This window comes from Granulicella pectinivorans (assembly GCF_900114625.1).
In the GTDB taxonomy this organism is placed as follows: domain Bacteria; phylum Acidobacteriota; class Terriglobia; order Terriglobales; family Acidobacteriaceae; genus Edaphobacter; species Edaphobacter pectinivorans.
Genome location: NZ_FOZL01000001.1, coordinates 1809674 through 1829275 on the forward strand (window position 1 = coordinate 1809674; position 19602 = coordinate 1829275).

The 19602-nt window shown below is 62.3% G+C and carries 15 protein-coding genes; 8 read left to right on the top strand and 7 right to left on the bottom strand.

The genetic code is table 11. The features are described from left to right. Positions 1 to 18 precede the first annotated feature (18 nt). Positions 19 to 1569: a hypothetical protein gene (locus tag BM400_RS07270; protein WP_089838011.1), complete on the top strand. Its 1551-nt coding sequence runs from the start codon at positions 19 to 21 to the stop codon at positions 1567 to 1569. Positions 1570 to 1923: 354 nt separating this feature from the next. On the opposite strand, the gene rpsT is transcribed toward BM400_RS07270, so the two are convergent. Beyond that, positions 1924 to 2196 (bottom strand): 30S ribosomal protein S20, encoded by a 273-nt coding sequence (gene rpsT, locus BM400_RS07275; protein WP_089838013.1) that lies wholly within the window; start codon positions 2194 to 2196, stop codon positions 1924 to 1926. 297 nt (positions 2197 to 2493) lie between these two features. On the opposite strand from rpsT, the gene BM400_RS07280 reads away from it, so the two are divergent. The 5 genes from BM400_RS07280 (at position 2494) to BM400_RS07300 (ending at position 7529) form a co-directional block, all read left to right on the top strand. After that, positions 2494 to 3777 carry an MFS transporter gene (locus BM400_RS07280; RefSeq protein ID WP_089838015.1) on the top strand — a complete coding sequence of 428 codons (1284 nt, stop codon included), beginning with the start codon at positions 2494 to 2496 and terminating at the stop codon, positions 3775 to 3777. Between the two features lie 313 nt (positions 3778 to 4090). Beyond that, on the top strand, positions 4091 to 5131 hold the full coding sequence (locus BM400_RS07285; RefSeq protein ID WP_089838017.1) for a PhoH family protein: 1041 nt from the start codon (positions 4091 to 4093) through the stop codon (positions 5129 to 5131). A 54-nt stretch (positions 5132 to 5185) separates the two neighbouring features. Further along, a complete protein-coding gene (gene ybeY / locus BM400_RS07290; RefSeq protein WP_089838019.1) occupies positions 5186 to 5644 on the top strand; it encodes an rRNA maturation RNase YbeY in 459 nt (152 codons plus the stop codon). 5 nt (positions 5645 to 5649) lie between these two features. After that, positions 5650 to 7023, top strand: a complete 1374-nt coding sequence (locus BM400_RS07295; protein ID WP_245781733.1) for a hemolysin family protein — start codon at positions 5650 to 5652, stop codon at positions 7021 to 7023. 29 nt (positions 7024 to 7052) lie between these two features. After that, on the top strand, positions 7053 to 7529 hold the full coding sequence (locus BM400_RS07300; RefSeq protein ID WP_175528910.1) for a RidA family protein: 477 nt from the start codon (positions 7053 to 7055) through the stop codon (positions 7527 to 7529). 12 nt (positions 7530 to 7541) lie between these two features. Here the strand turns inward: BM400_RS07300 and BM400_RS07305 are convergent, their stop codons facing one another. Beyond that, entirely contained in the window at positions 7542 to 9014 is a 1473-nt protein-coding gene (locus BM400_RS07305; protein ID WP_245781734.1) for a SulP family inorganic anion transporter, read from the bottom strand. Positions 9015 to 9084: 70 nt separating this feature from the next. Then, entirely contained in the window at positions 9085 to 9816 is a 732-nt protein-coding gene (locus BM400_RS07310; RefSeq protein ID WP_089838023.1) for a TIGR03435 family protein, read from the bottom strand. Positions 9817 to 9868: 52 nt separating this feature from the next. On the opposite strand from BM400_RS07310, the gene era reads away from it, so the two are divergent. Together era and BM400_RS07320 are read left to right on the top strand one after the other, a co-directional pair. After that, the gene (gene era / locus BM400_RS07315) at positions 9869 to 10951 is read left to right on the top strand and encodes a GTPase Era (RefSeq protein WP_089838025.1); all 1083 of its coding nucleotides are present in this window, start codon (positions 9869 to 9871) and stop codon (positions 10949 to 10951) included. A 276-nt stretch (positions 10952 to 11227) separates the two neighbouring features. Further along, positions 11228 to 12778, top strand: coding sequence for a GGDEF domain-containing protein (locus BM400_RS07320; RefSeq protein ID WP_089838027.1), 1551 nt, complete (start codon positions 11228 to 11230; stop codon positions 12776 to 12778). Positions 12779 to 12903: 125 nt separating this feature from the next. Here BM400_RS07320 and BM400_RS07325 read toward each other — a convergent pair whose 3' ends face one another. The 4 genes from BM400_RS07325 to ald form a co-directional block, all read right to left on the bottom strand. Further along, positions 12904 to 14262, bottom strand: a complete 1359-nt coding sequence (locus BM400_RS07325; protein WP_089838029.1) for a sigma-54-dependent transcriptional regulator — start codon at positions 14260 to 14262, stop codon at positions 12904 to 12906. Continuing rightward, positions 14259 to 16667: a sensor histidine kinase gene (locus BM400_RS07330; RefSeq protein ID WP_089838032.1), complete on the bottom strand. Its 2409-nt coding sequence runs from the start codon at positions 16665 to 16667 to the stop codon at positions 14259 to 14261. Before BM400_RS07330 ends, BM400_RS07325 begins: the two co-directional genes overlap by 4 nt. Positions 16668 to 16697: 30 nt before the next feature. Further along, on the bottom strand, positions 16698 to 18290 hold the full coding sequence (locus tag BM400_RS07335; RefSeq protein WP_141223835.1) for a bifunctional metallophosphatase/5'-nucleotidase: 1593 nt from the start codon (positions 18288 to 18290) through the stop codon (positions 16698 to 16700). A gap of 91 nt (positions 18291 to 18381) precedes the next feature. Continuing rightward, the gene (gene ald / locus BM400_RS07340) at positions 18382 to 19494 is read right to left on the bottom strand and encodes an alanine dehydrogenase (RefSeq protein WP_089838035.1); all 1113 of its coding nucleotides are present in this window, start codon (positions 19492 to 19494) and stop codon (positions 18382 to 18384) included. Positions 19495 to 19602 lie beyond the last annotated feature (108 nt).

Here is a 19602-nt window from a genome sequence, read left to right on the forward strand (position 1 = left end):
CATCCTTTCGATCCCGCCATGCCGACCTTTCCTTTCATCTCTCTACGCAGAACGCCCCCTCCACGGTTCCGTCGAATCGGGTGGATCCTCTGCGTCTGTCTGGCCCCCGCTCTTGCTCCCACTCCGGCATCGGCCAAGGGACCCGAGAAGCTGAAGGTGATCGCCCTCGCCGATCTCGGGCAGCAGGCCACCGGCGGAAGGCCCCAGACCCCCGGAAACACCGTCGCAACCGTCCATTTCGCGGGAGAGCATCATCTTCTCGTCACCTTCCCCGTCCGCAGACTCATGAAGCGCCTCCCCGACACCCTCCCCACCGACGACGACCGCATGATCGAAGCCGTCCTCGTCGATATCCCATCCGGCAAGGTCGCCGCTCGCACCACCTGGCGCGTCCACGACGCCGGCCAGTACCTGTGGGATCTCGGCGGCGGACGCTTCATGCTGCGCTTCCGTTCGCGCCTCGTCACGGTCGAGCCCCTCGCCAACCTCTCCAAGTCCGATCCCTTTGAAGAACACAAGCTCCTCACCTTCGACGACCGCATCGTCGGCCTCATCGTCTCCGCCGAATCCGACCTCCTCACGGTCGAAACCACCAGCCGCCCCCTCGAAGACGTCACCAAGGTCGCCATCAAGACCAGCGACGCCGATGTCATCATCAGCTTCTTCCGCCTCACCTACACCCCCGAGACCGTGATCGTGTCCCACGCCGGCTCCGTGCGCTCCTCCATCCCGCTCGCTCTGCCGCTGACCGCCGACGGATACCTCGACATCAGCGAGGAATCGAAGGGCCGTTGGCTCTTCGACTATCTTCCCCACGAGGGCAAGAAGCTGGAGCTCTCCCCCTACGACACCACCTGCTTCCCGCGCGCCGTCTTCGTCAGCCGGAGCGAGTTCGTCGCCTTCGGCTGCCGTGGCTCCCTCGACAAGGTCGAAATCGGAGGCTTCAACATGAAGGCCGAGGAGATGTGGGAGCAGGGCTTCACCGACAACTTCGCCTATCCCAACTTCTCCTTCGCCCCGGCCTCGGGCCGCTTCGCCCTGGGCCGCGCCCTTACCTCCGTCTCACTCAGCATGTTGGGGCAGGATCAGGAACCCGTAGGCGACCTGCTCACCGGGCAGGATATCCAGGTCTACCAGGCCGGCACCGGTCGCGCCGTCTTCCACACCGTCGTCACGCCCGTCCAGCGCACCGGCCAGAACTTTTCCCTCTCCGCCGACGGCATGCAGATCGCCGTCATACGCGACGCGGCGATCGAGATCTACCAGCTTCCAGCTCTCTCCAGCCACGACAAGCAGGAGGTCAAGGCCAACCGCGAGTTCGCCCTCGAGCACGCAACCGGACCCATCCGTCTTCCGACCCGTACCCGTGTCGCCGCCGCCGTGGCCGAAGCCACGCCACCTCCCGTGCCGTCAGCACCACCGCCGCCTGCGCCCGCTGCATCGGCTCAGGCCGCCACGCCGGGCAAGCCACAGGTCATCGAGAACCCAATTCCGGTAGGCGACGTCCCCACCCCCGAGGGCCGCAAGCGCCCCACCCTCTACGGGCCCGACGAGTCCGCCCCCAAATAAGACACACCCTCAGGCCAGTAGGCCTGCTCCAAAACACCGGAAGCACCCGGTCCCCCGCGCGGTAATCGAAGCGGAAACAGACCACTTTCCCGTATTGCGCTTTGACCGCAAAATCTCCACATTTTCCATGCAATTTCCCACGTTGTACCGGCCCGGATGTTCATGGTGAAACATTGGGGATGTTCGCATCGCTCTCCCGTAAGCCCTTTAGATCGCCAGGATACGGGCAAAGAAAAAATGCACCAAAAAGGGTGCACTTCATACCACGTTGAAAGTTCAGAGGTCCAACCTCTCGGACAGCACAAAGGGCCAGCAGAGTCTCTGCTGGCCCTTCGAAACGGTTGAAGCGTGTGCTTACGCCTTGACGGCGACAGCCTTCACGCGTGCGTTGAGGCGGCTCTTGTAGCGGCTCGCGGTGTTCTTGTGTAGCACGCCCTTCTGGACGCTCTTGTCGAGGATCGACGCGGTCAGGCGGTACTGCTCGGCGGCAGCCTTCAGGTCGCCCGTGGCAATGGCCTCGCGCAACGAGCGCAGGGTGCCGCGGAGCTTGCTCTTGTTGGCGCGATTCACTGCGGTCTTGACGACGGTCTGACGTGCGCGCTTCAGGGACGAAACATGATTTGCCATTGAACTCTCTTCTCGTATGCCCAGGCCGTAGCCGGGAAATTTGGGGATGCAGACGGCGGAGGCTGACGTCACTCACCTCGTCATAAAAGGAGGTTCATCGGACCGCATCCCTGCAACTATGAAGTTTACGGGAATCCTCCGCGAAGGTCAACCCGCAACCGGAAGCAGCACGACTCCGGCAGCCGCCTCGCCTTTATCCCCATATATCCATTTGTTATAAGGCCCGAAGGAACCGGTCGGAAACCATAGACTTAAGAAAGTCCAGACCCCGAGCATCGCGTCTGGCTCCCCATCCTTATGAGCGAAAATACCCTGTCCAGCCTCACACCCGCCGCCATCCTCCCCGCCACCCCGGTGCAATACGATGCCCCCCCGCAGCGAAACGAAGGCACACTCCTTCGCGTGCTCGGCGCCATCAGCTTCTGCCATCTCCTCAACGACATGGTGCAGTCGCTCCTGCCCTCGATCTACCCGATCCTCAAGAGCCAGTTCCACCTCGACTTCGCCCACCTCGGCCTCCTCACCTTCACCTATCAGGTGGTGGCCTCCATGCTGCAGCCCCTCGTCGGCCAGTACACCGACAAGCACCCCATGCCCTTCGCCCTCCCCACTGGTATGACCTTTACCCTCATCGGTCTCATCCTCCTGGCCTTCGCGCCCACCTTCACCTGGCTCATCGTCGCTGCATCCCTGGTTGGTGTCGGTTCCGCGATCTTCCACCCGGAAAGCTCGAGAATCGCACGCATGGCCTCGGGCGGAAAGCATGGCTTTGCCCAGTCCTTCTTCCAGGTCGGTGGAAACTCCGGTTCGGCCATCGGACCTCTCCTCGCGGCATTTATCGTTCTCCCCCTGGGACAGAAGGGAATGGCCTGGTTCACCATCCCCGCCATCGTCGGCATCGCGATCCTCTATCGCATCGGTCGTTGGTACAAGCAGCGCCATGCCGAAGCTTCCACAAGAAAAGGCGTCGAAAACAGCACGGTGGCGCACCTCTCCCGGGGACGCGTCATCATGGCCCTTGCCATCCTCATCGCCCTCATCTTTTCGAAGTACTTTTACCTCGCCAGCCTCTCCAGTTACTACACCTTCTATCTCATCCAGCGCTTCCAGGTCTCCGTCCGCACCTCCCAGATCATGCTCTTCGCCTTCCTTGGAGCCGTGGCCGCCGGAACCCTCATCGGAGGCTCCGCCGGCGACCGCTGGGGCCGCAAACTCGTCATCTGGATCTCCATCCTCGGCGTGCTTCCGTTCACACTCATCCTCCCTTACGCCTCGCTCTTCTGGACAGGCGTCCTCTCCGTCATCATCGGCTTCATCATCGCCTCCGCCTTCTCGGCCATCCTTGTCTACGCGCAGGAGCTTCTCCCCGGCCGCGTCGGCATGGTCTCCGGGCTCTTCTTCGGCGTCGCCTTCGGCATGGGAGGCATCGGTGCGGCCGTTCTCGGCAAGATCGCCGACCGCACCAGCATCATCACCGTCTATCACCTCTGCGCCTACCTCCCGGCCATCGGCCTGCTCACAGGGTTTCTGCCGGACGTAGAGCGCAAGAAGCCGAAAACACGGAAGCTTGCGAACGCATGACGAGTCTTCCCAGACCAACCGGGGTTCTGCCCGATCAACATCTTGGGTTTTACCCCGGTTTTGCACCGCAATTGGCCAAGAATTGCCTTGACGACGGTTCGTCCCGGGCATAGCCTATGCCCATCGTTCACCCATTGACGGCACCTAACGCCATCCCGGCCCAGCCCACCAAGCCCACCAGGCGGCGCTTCGCCAACGTCTCGAACGAACCCAACACCCCGACAACTGAATCAAATCTGCAGGCGAGAAGATCCGCCCGTGTCCTCTCACGGCTCGTTCAACCCGCTCTCACTGACGGAGGTCAGCCAAAAGCTTGACGACAAAAACGCTTCCCATCACTCCCGGTATCGAGCCTCTCTTCGGCACGCGCGATGAGAACCTCCGTCTTATGGAAGACAGCCTCCACGTCACTATCGATCTCCGCTCCGACGGCCTCCGGGTCGTGGGTGAACCTGAAGCCATCGCCCGCGTCGAACGCATCTTTCAGGACTTCGACGCACTCCGCAAAGGCGGCGTCAACCTCCACAACGGCGAGCTCCACGGCATGCTCAAACTCGTCGTCTCCGATCCCGCCACCACCCTGCGCGGCCTTGCCGACTCCGGCAAGCAACGCTCGGTTGGCGTAAAACGCACCGTGCAGCCCCGTTCGCCCAACCAGCGCAAGTACGTCGAGGCCATCGAGCAGAACGATATGGTCTTCGGCCTCGGACCCGCCGGTACCGGCAAAACCTACCTCGCCGTCGCCATGGCCGTCGCCGCGCTCATGGCCAAGAAGGTCAGCCGCATCATCCTCGTCCGGCCTGCGGTCGAAGCCGGAGAACGCCTCGGCTTCCTCCCCGGTTCGCTCCAGGAGAAGGTCGACCCTTACCTCCGTCCGCTCTACGACGCCCTCTACGACCTCCTCGATCAGGAGCGCGTCGACAAGCTGCTCGAACGCAACGTCATCGAGGTAGCCCCCCTCGCCTTCATGCGCGGGCGTACCCTGTCCGACGCGTTCATCATTATGGACGAGGCGCAAAACACCACGCAGGAACAAATGAAGATGTTCGTCACCCGTCTGGGGCAAAACTCCAAGGCGGTCATTACGGGCGATCTCACCCAGATCGACCTTCCCAACCCGAAGAAGTCCGGCCTCTTCGAGGCGATGAACATCCTCGACGGTGTCGAAGGCATCAAGTTCTGCACCTTCGAGGACGTGGATGTCGTCCGGCATACGCTCGTTCAGCGCATCGTCCGGGCCTACGATAGCCATAACCGCGCCCAGCAGATTCCCCTCACCCTCACCGAGCCGGGCCTGTCCGATCCCGCGCTTCGTCCGCTCGACGCACCGAAACCCGTTCAGAAACCCCAGTAAACGCGATACCATAGGCGACAGAGGCTTTTCTCTGTCGCCTGTGCGCGTTTTCCGATGATCAACATCGACCCTCCATCTAGTGTAGAAATCTCAAAGTCCGGCCTTTCGCGCTTCCTCCATCGCGCCCAGGCTGCAGTCGGTATTGCCGGTGAAGTCACCGTGCTGCTCGCCGACGACCCCACGCTCAAGCGCCTCAACCGTGACTTTCGCGGCAAAAACAAGGCCACCGACGTTCTCAGCTTTCCCGCGCCCACCGAGGACGAGGGCGGTGCCGCCGACTATGCCGGCGATATCGCCATCTCGCTCGATACCGCCGCTCGTGCCGCGACCCGTTTCGGCCACACGCTTCGCGATGAGGTGCGGATCCTGCTCCTTCACGGCCTCCTGCATCTCAACGGCATGGACCACGAAACCGACTCCGGGGAGATGGCCGCGCGCGAGGCCGAGCTGCGCAGCCAGCTCAAACTGCCCGTCAGCCTCATTGCGCGCGTCCAGAAGAAAGCCAGCCGATGAGAGAGATGAGCATGTTCTTCACGGCTCCCCTGATTCTGCTCATGTTTGCCCTGGTCATCGCGTCGTATATCGACCGCGTCTACTCTGAGATGGGCAAATTCCTCGCCCGCGAGTACCAGGACAACATCGATTCCTGGGAAGAGTTCGTGGAGCCCCGCCTTCGCCTCGCGCGCGAGTCCATCGGGCTTTCGGCTTCGATCCTGCGTCAGCTTGCCATCGCGATCATCGGCGTCCTGTTCGGCCTCAGCCTCTTTGGTTCACTTGCCTTCGAAGCGGGAGCGGCCTGGAGCAAGATTGCGATCACCGGCTTTGAACTCATTCTGATCATCGTCGTCTTCGACCGCCTCATCCCCCAACTCCTCTTCACCCGCACCCGTGGCCGCTGGATCGTCAAGCTCCGCTACCTCATCGTCGCGGTCCTGTACCTCATCTCGCCGATCACCCTCTTCTGCAGTCTTCTGCTCTCCATCGCGGCCCTCGCCGATCCCGAACCATCCGCCGAGGTCGACCACCCCTCCGAGGCCATGGAAGCGCTCCTCGAAGCCGGCGAGGAAGAGGGCATCTTCGAGGAGTCCGACCGTGACCTCGTCCGCTCCGTCGTCGAGTTCGGCGACAAGGTCGTCCGCGAGGTCATGACGCCGCGTCCCCAGCTCTTCGCCGTCCCCGGCTCGCTCTCGCTAGAAGAGTTCACCGCCCAGATCGACGAACACAAGTTCTCCCGCGTCCCGGTCTTCTCCGGCTCGCTCGACCACATCACCGGCATCGTCTTCGCGCACGACCTCCTGCAGGTCCTCGATACCGACGCCGGCCAGATCACGGTCGCCCAGCTCCAGCGTCCTGCGGCGTTCGTGCCCGAGACCAAGAAGGTTCCCGAGCTCCTCCGCGAGATGCAGCGCGAAAAGCAGCACATGCGCATCGTGATCGACGAATACGGCGGCACCGCCGGCCTCGTCACCATCGAAGACCTCCTCGAGGCCATCGTAGGCAACATCGCCGACGAGCACGACGAGACCGAGGCCGACGACGCGCCCGTCCGCCAGGAAGACGGAAGCTACATCGTAAACGGCAGCTTCGAGGTCTCACGCCTGCGCGACCTCTTCGAGGTCGATCCGAAACCCGAATCCGCGAAGCCCGAGGACTACGAGCCTCTCGACTCCGAGGAGGAACCCGAGAAGCCCGAACCCGAGCCACTGCGCCTGTCCGAAGACTACGAATCGACCACCCTCGGCGGCCTCGTCTCCGAGATCGCCGGCCACATCCCCTTGCCGGGCGAAGTCGTCGAAGAGGACGGACTCCGCATGGAGGTCCTCGCTTCGACGGACCGCCGCATCGATCGTATCCGCGTCTCGTTTGTGTCGCCATCCGACGCCGCCGCTTGACCTTGAAATCCTCGCTCCGGAGTTACCCCTTGCAAACGCGCCGCACTGCCATCCAGTCCTTCTTCGCCGCACTGGCCACTACGTTCTCCACCCGTGCCGACTCTGAAACACCAGCGAAAAACGGCCTGACAAAGGTCGTCCACACGCGCGGGCCAAAGCCGGCACAGACTCCTCTCTATTCGCCGGCGATCTCATGGGGAAATACGCTATATCTGTCTGGAAAGAGCTCGAAGGACGCGCCTCCTGGAGACATCAAGTCCGACGTGAAGTTCGTTCTCGCTGAGATCGAGAAGGATCTCCTCAACGCCGGTTCGTCTATGGCGAACGTCCTCAAGGTGACGGTCTATCTGAACGACATCAAGGACTACGCCGCCATGAACGAGGTCTTTCGGGGTGCCTTTGGCGACGTACCTCCGGCCCGTACCACCGTCTCTGCAGCCGTGCCCCGTGGGGTCTCCGTGGAGATCGACATCATCGCAGGCATCGAACGCCCGTCCCTCGGCTGAGCGAAATGTCCTCTAGGAGTTCCCAAGCGGCAGCATCGTGACCGACCCATCCTTCCGCCGCAGCAGACGATCGCAGTGCTCACTCAACCCACGCACATGCAGCGTCTTGCCGAGGTCGCGGTATCGTCCCGCCAGCGCCTCGATCGCCTCGAGCGCGGACGAGTCCATAATCCGCGCGTGATCGAACTCCAGATACACCTCAGCCGGATCTTCCTTCGGCGTAAAGAAACGTGTGAACTGCGTCGCGGAGGCAAAGAACAAGCTTCCATGCAGACGATACAGCTTCCCTTCAGCCATCCCCTCGATCTCGATCTCCAACTGCTGCGCATGGTCCCACGCAAACACCAGCGCCGCGATCACAATCCCGGCGACGACAGCCACGGCAAGGTTGGTCAGCACCGTCACCAGCGTGACTACAATCATCACCATCGTGTCGTGCTTCGGCACCTTCGCCATGCCGCGCAGGCTCTTCCAGTTGAAGGTCTCGGCCGACACCACGAACATGACGCCGACCAGCGCCGCCAGCGGAATCCGCTCAATCAGCTTCGACCCAACAAGAATGAAGGAGAGCAGAAAGCTCCCCGCAGCAATCCCCGAGAGCCGCCGCCGCCCGCCCGCATTCAGGTTGATCATGCTCTGCCCGATCATGGCGCATCCGCCCATGCCGCCAAACAACGCGCCCACGAAGTTTCCCACGCCCTGCGCCATGGACTCGCGGTTAGGACGACCGCCGGTGTCGGTGATCTCGTCGATCAGGTTCAGGGTCAGCAGCGTCTCGACCAGGCCAATCACGGCCAGCACCAGCGCATACGGCAGAATAATTCGCAGCGTCTCGAAGGTGTAGGGAATCTGCGGTATATGAAAGCGTGGCAGCGTCCCGTGGATGGACGCCAGATCTCCCACCGTCCGCGTCCTGATCCCCAGCGCAAGCGCCACGCCGGTCGCCGCCAGAATCCCAGCCAGCGCGGAAGGAAACGAGTTGGTCAGCTTCGGCAGAAAGACGGTCACCAGAACGGTCACCGCGACCAGACCAATCATCCCCAGCAGGGAAGAGGAGTCCAGCCAGCCCACACTCCCGTCCGCGCGGTGCATGTGGAAGTGCTGTATCTGCGCCGAAGCGATAATGATGGCCAGCCCATTCACAAACCCCAGCATCACCGGATGCGGCACCATGCGAATGAGCTTGCCCAGCCGGAACCACGCGAAGGCCATCTGCAAAAGACCCGTCAACACGATGGTCGCAAACAGATACTCCACGCCATGCTGCACCACGAGCCCGGCCGAGACCACGGCCATCGACCCCGCCGCGCCTGATATCATGCCCGGACGGCCGCCCCAGATTGCGGCCACCAGGCAGATGATGAACGCCGCATACAGCCCGGTGAGCGGATTGACGTGCGCCACTAGGGCAAAGCCGACGACCTCCGGAACCAGCGACAACGCAGCCGTCAATCCGGCCAAAAGCTCCACTTTCACATCACGCATCGCCAGCAAAGGACAGCCCCCAGGGAGAATTGGTACATCTCCCATCCTCGCAGGTTTGCCCTGGCGGGGCCTAGTTCTCGCTGGGTTTCTCCACGTGATCCACCACCATGACCTCGATCGGTCCCTTCCCCGGCTCCAGCTTCAGCCCCAAGTCGCCTTGCAGGGTGATGTTCACGATGTACCCGGGATCCTGCTGCATCGGCACCTGGTCTTTTGGCAGATAGGGCGTAAAGTCGATGGAAAAGTCGTACCGCCCCGGCAGCCCGGTCTTGTCGACCACCGGTGTCTCCAACGGTCCGGAGAGAAAGTCCGCCCACTCCTGCATGGTTGTCGCCCGCACCACCGTCCCCCTCGCGGAGTTCTGCCGGTACGGCTCTGCGCCGGGCTCGGAGACCTTCAGGTTCTTGCTTCCTGTCGGCAATACGACCATGGCATAGCGCCGCATCTCCTTCTGCGCACGATGGAACTTCAGCTTGAAACGGTCGGCCAGCAGGGCCTGCATCATCAGCTTCATCTGCTCCGGTTTGGTGGGTTCCTCGACCTTGGCGTCGATATCGTAGTGGATCTGCTCCAGATCGTCCGATCCGACGACCTGCGCCCGCTGCACCCCGTAGGCCCACTTGATGCAGGTCTGGACGGTGACGTCGCGCATGCGGAGCGCCATTGGCGTCACGTCCGTCTTGCCGTCGCGCTCGAACTTCACCGCCTCCGAGCTGGGGTGGATGGAAGCCACCGCAAACGTCGTCTGCGCACCTGCTGAACCTGCCGCTATCGCCAGAACCACCGCACCAAGCATTCTCATACCAAGCCTTTACGGAGGCTCCGGCCACAAAGTTCAGCGCATAATAGAAGAGATGCCCTTTCGCTCCGGTTTTGTCTCTATCGTCGGCCGTCCCAATGCAGGCAAGTCCACCTTGCTGAATGCTCTTCTTGGCCAGAAGCTCGCCATCGTCACCCATAAGCCGCAGACCACGCGCACCCGTATCCAGGGTGTCGTCGAGGTGCCGCTCAAGAAGAAGACCGCTACCGACCCCGGCCACCCCGCCGCGCAGGTCGTGCTCGTCGATACCCCCGGCATCCACAAGCCCGATACCCAGCTCGACAAGCGCATGATGCAGGAGGTCCACGACGCCCTCGAAGCCCGCGACGCCGTCCTCTTCATCGTCGATGTCACCCACCAGCTCCCCAAGGAGAACCCCACCGGCAAGGCCACCGGTCGCATGGCGCTCTCCAAGGCCGAGGACGACTTCGCCCTCCAGCTCATCCAGCGCCTCAAGCAGGTCGAAGGCGGATGCCCCGTCATTCTTCTGCTGAACAAGATCGATACCATCTCCACGGCGGAGATCATGCCGCTGATCGCCCATTGGTCGTCGCTCTATCCATTCGCCGAGGTGATCCCGATCTCCGCGCGGAAGAAGATCAACCTCGACCTGTTGCTGGAAAAAGTGGTCAACATCCTGCCCGAAGGCCAGCGCTACTTCCCCAAGCACCAGCTCACCGACCAGCCCGAGCGCTTCCTCGTCGCCGAGCTCATCCGCGAAAAGATCCTCCTGCTGACCGGCGAAGAGGTTCCGTACGCGACCGCCGTCGTGATCGAAAAGTACGAAGAGCCCATGGTCTACACGAACGACAAGGGTGAGCCCAAGAAGCGTCCTGCAGGAGCCAAGACGCCCCTTACCAAGATCGCCGCCGCCATCTTCTGCGAGCGTGCCGGCCAGAAGGCGATCCTCATCGGCAAGCAGGGAACCATGCTCAAGGAGATCGGCACTGCCGCCCGCAAGGATATCGAGTCCATGCTCGGCACGCGCGTCTTCCTGGAGCTTTTTGTGAAGGTGAAGGACGACTGGCGCTCCAAGGCGAACTTCATTGAAGACCTCGACTGGCGGCGGGAGCTCGAACACATCGCGGCTAAGCAGGCTGCGGAAGAAAAAGAATAAAAAATCTCAAAAACCAAAATCCAGCCGAGATCCTGAAACGTTAAACAGGACGTACCAGCGAAATTGGGTTTCAGCACCCGGTCGTTCGATCCAGTCTTCCCCTTGCTTTCCGTTCTGGAAGCAAAGACTCGATCGTGGGGCAGGACATCGCTCTGCTGGAAAAGTACGCATGTCTGCGCAAAATCAATCGTTTACGGCTTCCGGCCTGCATCAAACAACCAGTCGGCTTACCGCGGGGCTTCTCGTAAGCAATTCATACCTGGAGAGTCCATCGCCTTGCGTTCCAAAGTAAGCCCGCGTCTGGTCATCAGCCTTGCGGCGGCAATCTTCGGCCTGCATATCGTCGCGGCCCTCTTCGTTCCTGACGGTATTTTTGTAACTTCGATCGGCCTGATCGCCTGCCATACCCTGGCCTGGTATGTCGCCATCCGTCAGTCGTCGCGAGTCTCGGGCACCATGCGCCGCCGCTGGACGCTTGTCTCCGTGGGTTTCGCGCTCGGTGTCCTTGGTTTCTCGCTCACACTCTACCGTCAGTGTGTGCTCTACCTGCCGGACGGCATCGCCAGCCTGCAGCATGTCGCGCTGCTATTGCGCGGTCTCCCATTTCTCATGGCGGTTGTCCTCTCCAAGCGAGAGCGTTCGCCCATCTTCGTGCGTCTCGACTTCGCGCAGGGAGCCTTGGCCATCGCGGTCGCGTTCATCGCCTTTCTCTTCGCCTTCCCCAATCCCGAGGGAGGTTTCACCCCCGTCTCATCGCTTCTCGTCATCGACCGCCTCGCCGCGGCAAACCTCATCATTGCCCTCGCCGCCACCTTCCGCCTCTTCGCCGCCGGCGACACATCCGAGCGCCGCTTCATCCGCATCGTCTGCGGCTTTCTCTGGTCGAACGCCCTACTCACCGGCTTCGTCAATCTCATCGTCATCCATCGTTGGCAAGCCTCCCCAGGCTCCGCGCTTCTCGTCCTCGGCGATATTCCCGTCCTCGCGATGGCCGTGGTCTGCAGCCTGCCCGAGGCTCCCCGCGAGCACTCCCACTCCGATCGGAGCAGGCCGTCTTTCCTCGAGAGCGGCAGCTCCTTCCTCTTTCCCTTCGCCATCTTCCTCATGGCGGCATCCATCGTGCCCATCCACTTCTATCTCGGCATGATCTGCGTGACCCTCTCGTTCGTCCTCTACGCCGTCCGTTCGACGATTCTCCAAACCCGCTATCTCGCGGTCCAGGAACAATTGCGCACCGCGAACGAACGCGTACGTGACCAGGCGCTGCTCGACGGGTTAACGGGCATCCCGAATCGCCGCAGCTTCGACCAGACGCTTTCCCGGGAGTGGAAGCGCGCCCAGCGCACCGCGCAGCCCATGGCGTTGCTTCTGCTGGACGTCGACTTCTTCAAGCGCTTGAACGATACCTACGGGCACCTCACCGGTGACGTCTGTCTCGTCGAAATCGCCGGCATTCTGCGCACCTCGCTCGCCCGCGAGGTAGACTTCGCCGCCCGTTACGGAGGCGAAGAGTTCGCCGTGCTCCTCGCCGGTACAGGCCCCGACGAGGCTTGGACGACGGCCGAGATGCTCCGCCGGAACATCGAAAAACACCGCTTCGAGCTCCGGGGCGGCGAAGCCGGTCCGCTCCTGTCGGTCAGCATCGGTATCGCCAGCATCATCCCCATGCCCCCCGCCGAAGGGATCCACGACGCAGAACATCCCTCGGTCCTGATTGCCGCCGCCGACGAGGCTCTCTACACCGCCAAACGACAAGGTCGCAACCGCTGCCACGTCTACGACGACCGCGAGCATGAGCCGGTAGAACACACCGCCGTAGCTTCATAACTGTTTTGACACGGAGAATACCGTTGTCTATGCTCCGGCCACGATCGTCGATCTCACGCCCGAGCAGGAACCAAATCTTAATCGGATCGCCATTCCGTAACGGTGCCAGGAAGGCCCGCTGATCACTACTCCTTCACACTCACTCCAAGCGTCTTCATCTTCCGGTAAAGGTGGCTCCGCTCCAGCCCCAACCCCTCCGCCGCACGCGTCACATTGCCATGGCACTCGTCGAGCTTCTTCAGAATGTAATCCCTCTCGTAAGCCTCCCGAGCCTCCAGCAGCGTCGCAAACTCCTCGCCCCTGACCGCATTCTTCGGACTCTCCCGATACACCAGCATCGGCAGATGCTTCTTCTCAATCCGGTTCGCCTTCGGGTTCAGGATCAGCACCCGCTCCACCAGATTCCGCAACTCCCGCACATTCCCCGGCCAGTGATACTGCTTCAGCGCTCCCAGTGCCTCCTCGCTCATCTCCACGCGAGGCCGCCCATACTGCGCGCCGAACTCCTGCAGAAACTCCTTCACCAGCAGCGGAATATCCTCCTTGCGGTCGCGCAGCGGAGGCACGTAGAAGGGAATCACATTCAGCCGGTAGAAGAGATCCTCGCGAAAGTTCCCCCGCGCAATCTCCTCCTCCAGGTCCTTGTTCGTCGCCGCAATCACCCGCACATCCACATGCACCGGGTGCGAGGCTCCCACCGGCAAAAATCTCTGCTCATCGAGCGCCCGCAGTACCTTCGCCTGCGTCTTCAGGCTCATGTCGCCGACCTCATCCAGAAACAAGGTGCCTCCATCCGCCCGCTCGAAGGTCCCCCGCTTCTCCGCCGGCCCACCCGGGACCGCACTATTGCGATATCCAAACAGCTCGCTCTCGATGTAGTCCTCGGGAATAGCTGCGCAATTCAACTCGACGAACACCCGGTCCTTCCGCAGGCTTTCGGCATGCATCGCCCGTCCGATCAGTTCCTTCCCCGTCCCGCTCTCGCCGAAGATCAGCACCCGCCCATTCGTCGGGGCCATCAGCTTAATCTGCTGGCGCAGCGCCTTCATCGGCACGCTCTGCCCCGTCACCGGCCCTTTGACAGCCAACTGCCGCGCGAACTCCTGGTTGTCGTCCCGCATCTGCCGGGCCTTCATCGCGTTCTTCAGCACGATCAGGGTACGATCCAGCGAAAGCGGCTTTTCCAAAAAGTCGTAAGCCCCCAGCTTGGTCGCTCGCACCGCCGCCTCGATCGTCCCGTGCCCCGAGATGATCACCACCTCGGGCGCACCCTCCACGCGCCGAATCTCCCCCAGCGTCTCCAGCCCATCCTTGTCCGGCAGCCAGATATCGAGCAGCACCACCCCATAGTCCGCGTCGCGGATCAGCTCCAGCGCCTCGCCCGCCGTCGCCGCCGTCGTCACGGTATATCCCTCTTCGCTCAAAATGCTCTCGAGCGACGTCCGGATCTCCGCCTCATCATCCACGATCAATACGTGATTCAACCTTTACCCCCAACTACCGCGGCCCGTTGTCCTGAATCGGAAACCACACCTTCCATCATGGATGCAGGTTTGAGCTCGATGATGAACTTTGCCCCTGCAGGAATATTGCCTTCCGCGCGAATCGTCCCCTGGTGCTCCTGGATAATCTTCGCGGCAATCGCCAGACCAAGACCCGTGCCACGCTGCTTCGTCGAGAAGTAAGGCAGAAACAGCCTCTCGCGCATCTCGTCCGTCAGTCCGGAACCCGTATCGGCGATGGTCAACTCGATCATCCCGCTCTCCAACTGGCACGTCTCCACCCGAATCTCCTTCAGCAGGCTCGTCTGCATCGCCTCTGCCGCATTGTCGATCAGGTTGCCCAGCGCCCTCTTCATCGCCTCCGGATCGGCCAGCACCAACGGCAGCCCCGGAGCCATCTTCTTCACCATCCGGATCGATTGCAGCCTGCCCGCGAACAGCGCCAGCGAATTCTCCACAATCGTATTTAAATCCGCCGGTCGCGGTCGCGCTGTAGGGAACTCGGCCAGCGACGCAAACTGATCCACCAGTCCCCGCATGCTTTCCACCGAGCTGGTAATCACCTCGGAGCAGCGCTTGATCACGGCCACCGAAGGGCTTTGTACGCTTTCCGCCTCCAGCACCCCGCCCAGCCGGTCGATGTGTCTGCGGATCTGTTCGGCGGAGAGAGAGATCGGCGTCAGCGGATTCTTGATCTCATGCGCCACTCGCCGCGCCACTTCCTTCCAGGCCGACTGCTTCTGCGCCCGCAGCAGCTCCGTCGCATTTTCAAGAACAATCACATATCCCTGGTGCAGCTTCGGAGCACCCGTGCGCTCACTGCCTGAGCCTTCCAGCAGCGCCACCGTCACCAGCAGATTCATCGTGCCGTTGCTTCCCGGAATCGCCCCGCTCCCCAGCTCCATCTCGCCCGACGCCGTTCCCATCCGATGGCTCCGCCGCATCAGCCGTTCCAGCACCTCCAGCATCTCTGCCGGAAAGATCTCGGCCATCGCAAGCCCGATAAACGGCCTTTGTCCACCCGGGTCCATCATCTCCGAGAGCGCCCGGTTAGCCAGCACGACCCGCCCCTCGGCGTCGAGCGTCGCCACACCGTTTGGAATCGTCTCCAGCATCGTCTCCAGCTCCGACCGTCGAGCTTCCAGCGTTGCATTCACCGCGTTCAGCGCGATCGTCGACCGCTCCACCTGCGCGCGGCTGTTCTCCAGATCGCCCGCCATGTGGTTGAAGCTGTTGATCAACTCGCCCATCTCGTCGGTCGCGCCCTGTTCCACGCGCCGCGCATAGTCGCCCGCGGCCACGGCCTGCATCGCGTCGGCAAGACTTTCGACCGGCTTGGTTACCTGTTTCGACAGATGCAGCGCCAGCCAGCCTGAGGCAAACAGCGCCAGGCTGGTCATCATCGCCAGCAGAATCAGATACAAATTCCGCAACTCACGCCGTCCGCGGAACAACTTCCAGTACGCGTCCGTCGAAAGCCGCATCCGCGCCATCGTGTGCGCAAGCCCGTCCGGCAGCGGAAGCCCCGCCACGACGGTTGCGCCGCCCTTCACCGCCGCGCGACCCAGCGCATAGTCCTTCTGGCCAATCGTCAGGATAGGACCATCGCTGCGTTCCGCCGTCTCCAGAATCGCCTGACCGGTGGTCATGGCCGCCAGCGCATCGGCTCCACGCGGAGCCGCGGGTGACGGAATCAGCTTCGTCGTTGCCGCCCCGGTAATCTCATCGTCGCTGGGCAGACGCGGTGGCATCCACTCCCGCACCTGCATGCCCGTCTGCGGCGGCATGTCGTAGGACGCAATTGGCTTGCCATCGCGAAACACGATCGCGAAACCGCCCTGCAGCGTCATCTCATGCTGCAGCAAGACCACGTTGATCTCATCGACCCGCCCCTGCGCCAGCGTCTCCACCGGCAACACCGCCGCAATGGAATCCGCCTCCGAACGGGCGTTCGCGCCGACGTACAGTGCCAGCTTGGTCGCCATCTCGTTCGCGTCGTCGCGCATATCGGCCACCGGCTGCGAGAACCAGCGATCCACCGACCGGTTCATCAAACCATAGCTCCACAGGATCATGAAGACGATCGGCACCACGCTCACCAGCAGCGAGCCCCACAGCATCCTGGTGCGCAGCCTTGTGCCCAGCACGCGGCTCCTCTGCTCCGCGTACAGCTTCAGCACATTGCGGACGAGCAGGACCAGCACCGCCACGAAGAGCAGAAACGCGATGACCGAAAGGCCGTAGTAAATCAGGATCTGCTCCGGCGACTCAGGCTTGAGCGAGCGCAGGCTGAAGGCGTTCAACACTGCCAGCACCGCGAGAAGCAGAATCGAGAGCGAGCCGAAGACGATCGTCCACACCCTGCGGCGGCTTGCGGTCGTCCCCATCGTCAACCCTCCCGTAACGGCCAGCTTACATCAATCGACCCGTACAATCCGGTTTTGCGGTCCCGGCGCCACAGGCGAATGAGCCTTGAAGTATTCGACCAGGGCGTCCACATCCACCGGCCCGATCATCCCGTCGGTTGCCTCGTGAAACGCCGGTCCACCCGCCATAAAGTCGCTCGCTTCGATCCGCAATACATCCGTATCGCCAATGGGTTTGCCGTTCAGCTTCACCGACCCCGGAACGATGTGCTCGCCCGGGGCAGCATGCGTCCGGTATTGGTACGTAAAGCCATCGGAAACCTGCATGATCTGCGCATTGCCTGAGCCTGCAAACTGGCCTTCCAGAAGCCTCTTCAGCGCGGCGCCCGTCATGGTGTGAACCGTAAGGTGGTTGCCGAAAGGCTGCACGGCATAGAGCTCTCCGAACGACACATCGCGAGCCGGCCCCGGCAGTTCCGCGCGGATCCCGCCCGAGTTCATGAATGCGATCACCGCGCCACCCTTATCCGGTGCGCTGGTCGCCGCCAGTTGCGCATCGGCGATCACGTCTCCCATCTGCGACTCGCCCGACTCGCTTTCGCCGTCCGACGAGCGCGCTTTGCGTGAGATCGCCGCCGTGATCGACCCCTCTGGCCGCCTCGACACCTGATCGACAACCGGCTTGTACTTCGCGATGATAGCCGTCTGCTCCGCATCCTTCTCCACATCGCGGGTAACGACCACGTTCGTCGCATTGACGCTCAGCAGTTGGTCGGTCTTCGGGTCGATGGAAAGATTCAGCTTGGTGAACAGCCGTCCATAAGCCCCCGCACTGGTAACGGTGTGTCCCGCGATCTGGCAGTTGTAGTTCGCGTGGGTGTGGGCGCTGATGACGACCTTGATCGAGGGAGACAGCTTTTCCGCGAGATCGGCAATCTCGCCCTTGAAATGCACGCATCCGTTGGGGTCAACCGGCGCGCCGCCCTCCGGATGCTGGAATCCGCCCTCATGGATCAGCAGCACAATCGTATGAACTCCCTGCCGTTCGAGCTTCGCCGCCGCCTCATTCGCAACCCTGCTCTCTTCGAGGAACTTCATCCCCCGGATCGATTGCGCGGCGATCACCGAGGGCGCGTCCTCCAGAATCTCGCCAATGAAGCCGATCTTCACCCCACCCACGGTCCGCACCGTCGTCGAGGGCATAAAGCTCTTCTCCCGAACGACATTCGCCGCCAGGTATTCGATCTTCGCGCCCTTCAGCCTCTCCAGCAGTACGTCCGGGCCGTGGTCCAGCTCATGATTCCCCAGCGCAGTCACCGCAACATGCATCGCCTCGATCGCCTCGATGGCCGGCTTCTCCTCCGAGAGCGCCGAAAGCAGAGGCGAGGCGCCAAACAGATCCCCGCCCGCCACCACGATGGAGTTCGGATTTTCCTTCTCGGCGTTCTTCAGGTGCGTCGCCAGGTACTCCGTACCCCCTGCGGCAACGCCGTTTACGCGCCCGTCATTCCCTCGAGGCGGCTCCAGGTTCCCATGCAGATCGTTGATCGCCAGCACCTGCACCGACACCGGATGCGCCTGTGCCCCCAGCCCATTCGCGGCCAGAAACACCGCCGCCATCACCGCAGAACGCGTCCAATCCATCACGAGAGGAACCCCCAAAGATCGTACCCCACCTGCGCGACAGTGTTCTCGTCGCGCAGGTGGGGATGTCTTCTACTTCTTCAATGTGCCGTTAGACCAGATCCGCAATCGCCGTCCACTCCCGGCTCTGCGCTCCGGCAACCGCTCCATAGGTCAGCGTGCCGTCGAAGGTGTTGACGCCCTCGGCGATGCCCTTGTCGGATTTGATCGCCGCCGCAGCGCCAATGTTCGCGATCTTCAGCACGTACGGGAACGTAGCGTTCGTCAGCGCCAGCGTGGACGTGTTCGGCACCGCCGCCGGCATGTTCGTCACGCAGTAGTGAACCACGCCGTCAACGAGGTACGAGGGGTCGGAGTGCGTCGTCGGACGAGCCGTCTCGATGCATCCGCCCTGGTCGATCGCGACATCCACAATCACCGCGCCCTTCTTCATCTTTGAAACCATCGCCTTGGTCACGATCTTCGGGGCCGCCGCGCCCGGAATCAACACGCCGCCGATCACCAGGTCCGCCTCGCACACCGCGCGCTCGACGTTATAGCTGTTCGAGGCCACGGTAGAGACCCGTCCGCCAAAAATGTCGTCGATCTCGCGCAGCCGGTTCAGGCTCAAATCCAGCAGCGTCACCTTCGCGCCCATGCCGAGCGCGATCTTCGCCGCATTCGTCCCGACGATCCCGCCGCCGATCACGCACACATTCCCCGGAGCCACACCCGGAACGCCGCCCAACAACACACCGCGTCCCCCATGCTCCTTCTCAAGGTATGCCGCGCCAACCTGCACGCTCATCCTACCCGCGACCTCGCTCATCGGCGTCAGCAGGGGAAGCGTGCCTGCCTTGTCGCGCACCGTCTCGTACGCAATGCCGGTCACCTTCTTCTCAAGTAGCGCATCGGTCAGATCGCGCAGCGGAGCCAGGTGCAAATACGTAAACAGCACCAGCCCTTCGCGGAAGTGCCTGTACTCCTTCTCGACCGGCTCCTTCACCTTGACGATCATGTCCGCCAGGCGCCACACGTCATAGGCCGATCCCACGATCTCCGCGCCCGCTGCCTGGTAGTCGTCGTCCGGCATCGCCGAAAGCGCACCCGCGTCGTGCTCTACCAAGACTTTATGCCCGGCCTCAACCAGTGCCTTGACGCCCGCCGGCGTTACCCCCACCCTGCTCTCGTGATCCTTTACTTCCTTGGGAACGCCAACGATCATGTTCTGTCCTCTTCTTCCTCTATTTCGTGCGATGTACCAACATCGACACCGCTCCCCCTCATTCTACCCGCGCCTCTTGTGATATCGATAGACCATGCGGGCGCTGCT

Coding starts and splice junctions, on each gene's coding strand:
- BM400_RS07330 (WP_089838032.1), bottom strand. CDS start 16,667: ATGGGGACGACCGCAAGCCGCCGCAGGGTGTGGACGATCGTCTTCGGC.
- BM400_RS07305 (WP_245781734.1), bottom strand. CDS start 9,014: ATGCGTGATGTGAAAGTGGAGCTTTTGGCCGGATTGACGGCTGCGTTG.
- ybeY (WP_089838019.1), top strand. CDS start 5,186: ATGATCAACATCGACCCTCCATCTAGTGTAGAAATCTCAAAGTCCGGC.
- ald (WP_089838035.1), bottom strand. CDS start 19,494: ATGATCGTTGGCGTTCCCAAGGAAGTAAAGGATCACGAGAGCAGGGTG.
- BM400_RS07270 (WP_089838011.1), top strand. CDS start 19: ATGCCGACCTTTCCTTTCATCTCTCTACGCAGAACGCCCCCTCCACGG.
- BM400_RS07335 (WP_141223835.1), bottom strand. CDS start 18,290: ATGGATTGGACGCGTTCTGCGGTGATGGCGGCGGTGTTTCTGGCCGCG.
- BM400_RS07295 (WP_245781733.1), top strand. CDS start 5,650: ATGAGCATGTTCTTCACGGCTCCCCTGATTCTGCTCATGTTTGCCCTG.
- rpsT (WP_089838013.1), bottom strand. CDS start 2,196: ATGGCAAATCATGTTTCGTCCCTGAAGCGCGCACGTCAGACCGTCGTC.
- BM400_RS07280 (WP_089838015.1), top strand. CDS start 2,494: ATGAGCGAAAATACCCTGTCCAGCCTCACACCCGCCGCCATCCTCCCC.
- BM400_RS07310 (WP_089838023.1), bottom strand. CDS start 9,816: ATGAGAATGCTTGGTGCGGTGGTTCTGGCGATAGCGGCAGGTTCAGCA.
- era (WP_089838025.1), top strand. CDS start 9,869: ATGCCCTTTCGCTCCGGTTTTGTCTCTATCGTCGGCCGTCCCAATGCA.